Origin of the sequence: Pseudonocardia sp. NPDC049154 (assembly GCF_040648315.1) — a bacterium.
Taxonomy (GTDB): domain Bacteria; phylum Actinomycetota; class Actinomycetes; order Mycobacteriales; family Pseudonocardiaceae; genus Pseudonocardia.
The window spans coordinates 1-6,170 of the sequence record NZ_JBEZDN010000223.1 but is presented as its reverse complement, the minus strand read 5'-3'; the positions used below and the strand labels follow the sequence as shown (position 1 = coordinate 6,170).

The 6,170-nt window shown below is 76.9% G+C and carries 9 protein-coding genes; 2 read left to right on the top strand and 7 right to left on the bottom strand.

The features are described 5' to 3' along the window. From AB0B41_RS42470 to AB0B41_RS42460, 3 genes are all read right to left on the bottom strand, one after another. On the bottom strand, positions 1-630 hold a 630-nt coding region (locus tag AB0B41_RS42470), incomplete at its 3' end, for a PASTA domain-containing protein (RefSeq protein ID WP_358212823.1). Between the two features lie 39 nt (positions 631-669). Continuing rightward, positions 670-1,248: a Fic family protein gene (locus AB0B41_RS42465; RefSeq protein WP_358212821.1), complete on the bottom strand. Its 579-nt coding sequence runs from the start codon at positions 1,246-1,248 to the stop codon at positions 670-672. Further along, positions 1,245-1,451, bottom strand: coding sequence for an antitoxin VbhA family protein (locus tag AB0B41_RS42460; RefSeq protein ID WP_358212820.1), 207 nt, complete (start codon positions 1,449-1,451; stop codon positions 1,245-1,247). Before AB0B41_RS42460 ends, AB0B41_RS42465 begins: the two co-directional genes overlap by 4 nt. A 133-nt stretch (positions 1,452-1,584) precedes the next feature. Between AB0B41_RS42460 and AB0B41_RS42455 the strand changes: the two genes are divergently transcribed. Then, on the top strand, positions 1,585-2,199 hold the full coding sequence (locus AB0B41_RS42455; RefSeq protein ID WP_358212818.1) for a malonic semialdehyde reductase: 615 nt from the start codon (positions 1,585-1,587) through the stop codon (positions 2,197-2,199). Between the two features lie 144 nt (positions 2,200-2,343). Further along, positions 2,344-2,559, top strand: a complete 216-nt coding sequence (locus AB0B41_RS42450) for a hypothetical protein (RefSeq protein ID WP_358212816.1) — start codon at positions 2,344-2,346, stop codon at positions 2,557-2,559. On the opposite strand, the gene pepE is transcribed toward AB0B41_RS42450, so the two are convergent. The 4 genes from pepE to AB0B41_RS42430 all read right to left on the bottom strand — a co-directional run. Further along, a complete protein-coding gene (gene pepE / locus AB0B41_RS42445; protein ID WP_358212814.1) occupies positions 2,549-3,232 on the bottom strand; it encodes a dipeptidase PepE in 684 nt (227 codons plus the stop codon). The two genes, AB0B41_RS42450 and pepE, sit on opposite strands and share 11 nt — an antisense overlap. 36 nt (positions 3,233-3,268) lie before the next feature. Next, the gene (locus AB0B41_RS42440; RefSeq protein ID WP_358212812.1) at positions 3,269-3,898 is read right to left on the bottom strand and encodes a DUF4232 domain-containing protein; all 630 of its coding nucleotides are present in this window, start codon (positions 3,896-3,898) and stop codon (positions 3,269-3,271) included. Between the two features lie 151 nt (positions 3,899-4,049). Continuing rightward, positions 4,050-5,222 carry a heparan-alpha-glucosaminide N-acetyltransferase domain-containing protein gene (locus AB0B41_RS42435; protein ID WP_358212811.1) on the bottom strand — a complete coding sequence of 391 codons (1,173 nt, stop codon included), beginning with the start codon at positions 5,220-5,222 and terminating at the stop codon, positions 4,050-4,052. Further along, on the bottom strand, positions 5,219-6,170 hold a 952-nt coding region (locus AB0B41_RS42430), incomplete at its 5' end, for a serine/threonine-protein kinase (protein WP_358212809.1). The genes AB0B41_RS42435 and AB0B41_RS42430, both read right to left, overlap by 4 nt.

Genomic DNA, 6,170 nt, shown 5'->3' with positions numbered 1-6,170 from the left:
GGCGCGGGAGCCGAGCGGGTCCGCGGGCCACGCGGCGGTGACCTGCTCGGCGAGCACCGGGTTCTCGGCGCCCTCCTCCGGCGGCGGCCGCAACGGCGCGGTCACCCCGGCCGAACCGGGTCCGCGGCGCAGCCACACCGTCACGGCCGTGTGCGCCGCCACCCGCTCGCCGGCCGCCGGCTTCTGGTCCCCCACCCGGAAGTCCGCCGCCTCGGGCCCGAGGAAGGGCAGCAGCTCGGGATCGGCGCTCACGATGTCCAGGCGCTCCTCCTGCAGCCGCAGCCGGGCGGCGTCCCAGGTCATCCCGACGACGTCGGGCACCGTCACGGGGCGGGCGGCGAGGTCCCGGGCGGCCTCGTCGGCGGCGCGCCGCAGCGGATCGGGGTCCTCCTCGTCGAGCTCCCGCCAGCGCTCCCAGGCCGACTGCCGGGTGATGCCGAGCCGTGTCGCGATCTCCGCCCACGACCGCCGGCCGGCCCGGGCGTCCCGCACGGCCTCCAGTTCCGCCCTGTCGAGCAGGCGGCGCAGGGACCCGATGTCGGAGAGGGCGTCGAGCGCCCCGGCACGGGCCCGCCTGCCGGCGAGGCGGTCGAGCGCCTCCCGGGCCTCCCGCCACGGATCCACGGCCACGCTGTCAGGCTAGCCTGACGCGGGCCGCCCGCCAACGGGTCAGGTCCGGCCCACGACCAGTCGGTCGAGCATCCGGCGCAGGGGTTCCGGATCCCCGGCGTGCGCGGCGACCGACGCCCGGACGTTCTCCCCGCGGTCGAGTGCGGCCCACCGGATCCGGTGGCCGGCGTCGCGGGCGAGCTGGGCGAGGAAGGCCCGCTGGGCGCGCCCGTTGCCCTCCCGGAACGGGTGCAGCTCGTTGATCCCGGCGAGGAGCCCGGCCAGCCCGGCGACGAAGTCCGCGCGGGCGCGGCCGCGCAGGTGCCCGTCCCGGGCGAGTGCGTCGAAGAGGGCGGCCGCCCGGTCCTCGAGCTCGGCGGGCGGGCAGAAGAGCCGGCCCTTGCCGAGCGCGACCGTGCGCAGCTGCCCGGCCCACGGATAGACGTCGGCGAAGACGTGCCAGTGGAAGGCCTGCAGATGGGCGAGGTCGTAGCCGCCGGGCACGGGCCGCAGCTCCAGCCCGGCCAGCCGGGCCGCGGTGAAGTCGGCCTCGGCGGCGGCGAGCGCGACGGGATCGGTCAGGCCGAGCCGGTTGCGGAGGACGCCGCTGCGGAGATCGAGGTAGGGATCCCAGCTCAAGCCGGGCGGTGCGGGCGGTAGTGCGCGGTCAGCCGCGCGACGGCCTGCTCGGGGTCCAGCTCGCCGCGGGCGATGGCCTCGCACAACGACAGCCCCGTGCTACTGGGCTCCAGACCCTCGGCGCGGACGGAGCCGAGCGCCTCGTCGACCGCATCGCGGCAGCGCACGGCCGCGGGCGGGGCGGACTCCCGGGTCACGTGCACGCCGGCGAGACTACCGGAGCACGACCCCCCGGGCCGATCCCGTCCCGTCGCCTCGTGATCATGCGTGACCGAGGCCACCGGGCCGGATCGGAACACCGTGGAGTGTTGAGCGTTTGACCATTTCGTGACGACAGTGACTGACAGCCCCGTGACCCTCCCCGTCCTCGACGACGCGGGCCGCGCAGCGCTCTTCACCGAGGCCCGGACGGCCAACACCTTCTCCCCGGAGCCCGTCTCCGACGAGACCCTCCGCGCGGTCTGGGAGCTGGCGAAGTGGCCGCCGACGGCCGCCAACACCCAGCCCCTGCGCGTGACCTTCGTGCGCAGCGAGGAGGGCAAGCAGCGGCTGCTCCCGCTGCTCGCCGAGGGCAACCGGGCGAAGTCCCGGAAGGCCCCGGTCGTGGCGATCCTGGCCGCGGACCTCGACTTCCACGAGTTCGTGCCGCAGACCTTCCCGGCGCGCGCCGAGATGAAGGACGCCTTCGAGGCCTCCGGCCGCGAGGGCCGCGAGGACATGGCCCGCTTCAACTCCACCCTGCAGATCGGCTACTTCCTGCTCGCCGCCCGCGCCCACGGGCTGGCCACCGGCCCGATGGCCGGCTTCGACCACGACGCCGTGACCGCCGAGTTCTACCCGGGCGGCCGCGAGAAGGTCCTGCTGGTCGTCAACCTCGGCCACCCCGGCCCCGACGCCTGGTTCCCGCGGCTGCCGCGCCTCGAGCACTCCGACGTGGTCCGCTGGGCCTGACGACCCGCCGCTCCCCCGCCCCCGACGCCCGGTCCGCCCCGCCGCGGACCGGGCGTCGCGCGTCGGCACGCCCAGCGCGAACAGTGCTCGCCCGGGGCGAAAACCGATCGCCCCGCCATCGACCGGCGAGTACCAACATCCGGTATGACCGGCCCCGTCCTGCACCCGATCGTCGCCGAGGGACTCGTCCGGGAACGGCACGCGGACCTGCTCCGCGCCGCCGAGGTCGCGCGGCTGCGCCGCATCGCGCGCCGGCGCCCGGTCGCACCGTCCCCGCTGCGTCGACGGGTCGGATGGGCGCTGGTGGAGGTCGGCCTGCGGCTCGCGGTCGGGCGTGCCGCCCCCCGGGTCACGGGCTGAGCGGCCCCGTCCCGCACTCCTCCGGTTCCGCGCCGCGGCGGAACACCCGCGCCGACCCGTGCAGCGTCACCGCCCCGTCGGACACCCGGAGCCACCCGCCCTCGCGGAGCCCGACGACGGGCACGGCGTTCTCCTCGAGGAACTCCCGGATCCGCTCCTCCCGCGTCTCGCCCATGTGGGCCGACCCCGGTACCGGGTCGAGGTAGTGCGGGTTCACCTGGAAACCGACGAGACCGAGCGCGGCGAACCCGGCGGGCTCGACGATCGGCATGTCGTTGGTGGTGCGGATCGTCGGGCAGGCCAGGTTGGTACCGGCGCTCGCGCCGCCGTACCGGGCCCCGTCGGCGACGGCCGCGCGGATCGCGGCGAGACCGTCGAGCCGCTGCAGGGCCCGGAGCAGCCGGAACGTGTTGCCGCCGCCCACCCACACCGCCTCGGCGGTGCGCAGGGCCGCGGCCGGGTCGGGCTCGGCGTGCACGCTGCGCAGCCGCAGCCCGGCCCGGGCGAAGGCGGCACCGATCGCCTCGGCGTAGCCCGCGTGGTCGGAAAGGGCGTACGGCACGAAGCGCACCTCGCGGCCCGCGTAGAACTCTGCGAGCGGGGCGTGCGCGAGCGTCGGCGCGCCGTGGTTCGTGGAGTTCGACAGCAGCAGGAGTTCGCTCACGCCGATCATCCCAGCACGCTCGGTGCCCCGTTCTCCTGCGCGGATCTATCCAGCGGTCATCGTCTGCACGCTCAGCTGGTTCCCCGGCAGCTGCTCGGCCGCACACCCGGTCGTCTCGAACGGCACGAAGGCGGACTGGGTGTTCCCCGGCGGGTAGACCCGCAGGCCCCGCACCGGCGTCGGCCGGCAGGTGGCGGCGTCGAAGTTCTGGACGTTCACGAGCTGGAGCTGCGCCGCCGCCGACCCGTCGGGCCCCAGTCGCACCTCGCCGCCCCGCTCCCCGGACATCGCCGCGGCGGGCCCGACCTGGTGCCCGTCGTCGCCGGTCACGTAGGAGACGCCCGGGAACCCGCGGAGCTGGCAGGTGGTCCCACCGGTGTTGGTGAAGACCAGCGGGCGGTAGCTGGAGCCCGCGCCGGCGTCGCCGGCCCCCAGGGTGATCCGCAGCGAGGCCGTGGGGCAGTTGGGCGGGGCGAGCGGCTCCCCGCCAGCCGGGCTCGTGGCGGCCGCGTCCGTGGTGCTGGCGGGCGGTGTTGCCGGCGCGGAGGTCGGTGCGCCGCTCGCAGCCGGTGCGCCCCCGTTGACCTCGTCCGTGCCGCCGGAGCAGCCGGCGAGCAGGAGCGTGGCGGCTGCGAGGCCGACCGCGGCGAGCCGGCGCGTGGTCGTGATCGACATGTGCTCCCCTTCCCCGACGCCGGACCCCCGGTCCGGCGGGAGCCGGGAGGGACCGGCTCTTGTCAGGGGGACGGGCGGGACGGCCGAGGGGTTGCGCCGCGGAACGATCTTTCTGGGCCGAACGGCCCCTCCGGGACCCGCCGGGTGGCCGTCAGCCCGCCGACCGGAGCACGGCCCGGCGGGCGGCGCGGGAGACCGCGGACACCACCGCCTCGGCCGGGCCGCGGATCCGCAGCGCGCGGGCGACCAGCCCGATCACCAGGCACCAGCCGACGTGCCAGAGCAGCGTCGCGACCCCGGTGTTGCCGAGGATCGCGAGCGACGCGACGTGCAGGGCGTACAACGTGAGCGGCACCGCCCCGATCGCCGCGAGCGGCACGACGAGCGTCGGGACGCGCCCCGCGACCAGGAGAGCCGCGCCCAGCACGGCGACCGCGCCGCCGGTCGTCTGGGCGAGGTCCAACGGGGTGCCGGAGTGGGGGGCCTCGGCGGCGAGCCACCACCAGGTGTCGACGGGAACGGTGCCGTAGCGCTGTACGCGCAGGGCGTCGGCGCTCGACGCCGCGGTGATCGCCTCGGCCCCGCCGGCCGCCAGCAGGACGGCCGACGCGACCGTCGCCACGACCGCGAGCGCGGCGCCCCCGCCCAGCAGCCACCACGCCGTCCGGGCGCGGCGCAGGTCGAGCCGCCCCACGGCCAGCCCGGCGAGCAGGTAGGTCGACCAGGTCAGCACCGGGTAGTAGCCGGTCACCAGCAGGGTGCCGAGCGCGCCCCCGGGCTCGCCGAGCGACGACAGCCCGACCTGGGCGCCGGGACCGGGCGGCAGCCCTTCGCGCAGCAGCACGCTCAGGACGGGCGTGGCACCGCACGCGACGACGGCGCCGGCCGCGAGCACCCCGGCCCGCAGCCGCAGCAGCGGGATCGCGAGCAGGATGAGCAGGCCGTAGTAGGCGAGGATGACCGCGACCGGCGGCCGGAGCTCCACGAGCACGAGCCCGAGCAGCGCCACCAGCACCGCCCGCACGGCGAGGCCCGCCGCGGCGGCGAGGTGCAGCCGGCCGAGGGACGGGCCCGGGGGATCCGGCGGCCGCAGGCCGAGGTGACCGCCGGTGCCGAGCGCGATCCCCACCCCGAGGAGCAGCGCGAACAACGCGGAGGCCCGGCCGGCCGCGACCGCGCCGGTGATCGTCTCCCCGGTCGCTGTGTGCAGCGGCAGGACGTGCGTGGCCATCATGCCGAGCAGCGCGACCCCGCGCGCCGCGTCGACGCCCACGATCCGGTCCCGGACCGGGCGGGTGCCCGGCCCGGCGGGCACGGCCGTCACGGCCGGGCGGTGCCCGCTCCCACCGGGCCGGCGACCGGCACGCCCGCCCGGCGCAGCCACTCGTCGAGCGACCGCTGGGTGGTGACCAGGTCCGGCCGGCGGTCCGGGTCGGTGCGCAGGGCCTGCTTGAGCAGCGAGAGGTGCGCGGTGCGCCGGGGCAGGTGGGTGAGCTTGGCCCCGACGGCGGCGGCCCGCAGCCCGGAGATCGCGTCGGCGTGCCCGCCGCGCGGCGGGTAGCCGGTGAGGGCGAACGACACCGTGGCCGCCAGCTGCCAGACGTCCGAGCGCGTGGTGGCCTTCTGTCCCGCCGCGACCTCGGGGGCGAGGTAGTCCGGGGTGCCCAGCACGAAGCCGGTCATGGTCAGCGTGGAGTCCCCGGTCCGGCGGGCGATGCCGAAGTCGATCAGGTGCGGATGTCCGGCGGCGTCGACGATCACGTTGCCCGGCTTGAGGTCGCGGTGCAGCACCCCGCGGCGGTGGGCCGCGTCGAGGGCGCCGGCGACGCCGCTCCAGATCCGGGCGGCGGACACGTCGTCGACCGGTCCGCGCTCCTGCACCAGCCGCGAGAGCGGCACGCCCTCGACGTACTCCATCACGATGACCAGCCCCTCGAGCTGGGACAGGCCGGGATCGGACTTCGCGTGCACCAGGTCGTGGATCTGGACGCACTGCGGATGCCGGACGGCCGCGAGCGCGGCCGCCTCGCGACGGATCCGCTCCTCGGTCTCACCGTCGGGTGCGTGCGCCGACTTGAGCGCGACGGTGCGGCCGAGCTTGGCGTCGTGGGCCAGCCAGACCCGGCCGAAGCCGCCGGCACCGATGCGCTGGAGCACCCGGAAGCGCGGAGCCCTGCCGTTGAGCGGGGCGCCGCCCACCGGGACGGCGCCCATCGGGGCGGGCGGGCCCGGGAACGGTCCCGGCGCCGCGAGCGTCCCGCCCGGGCCGGTG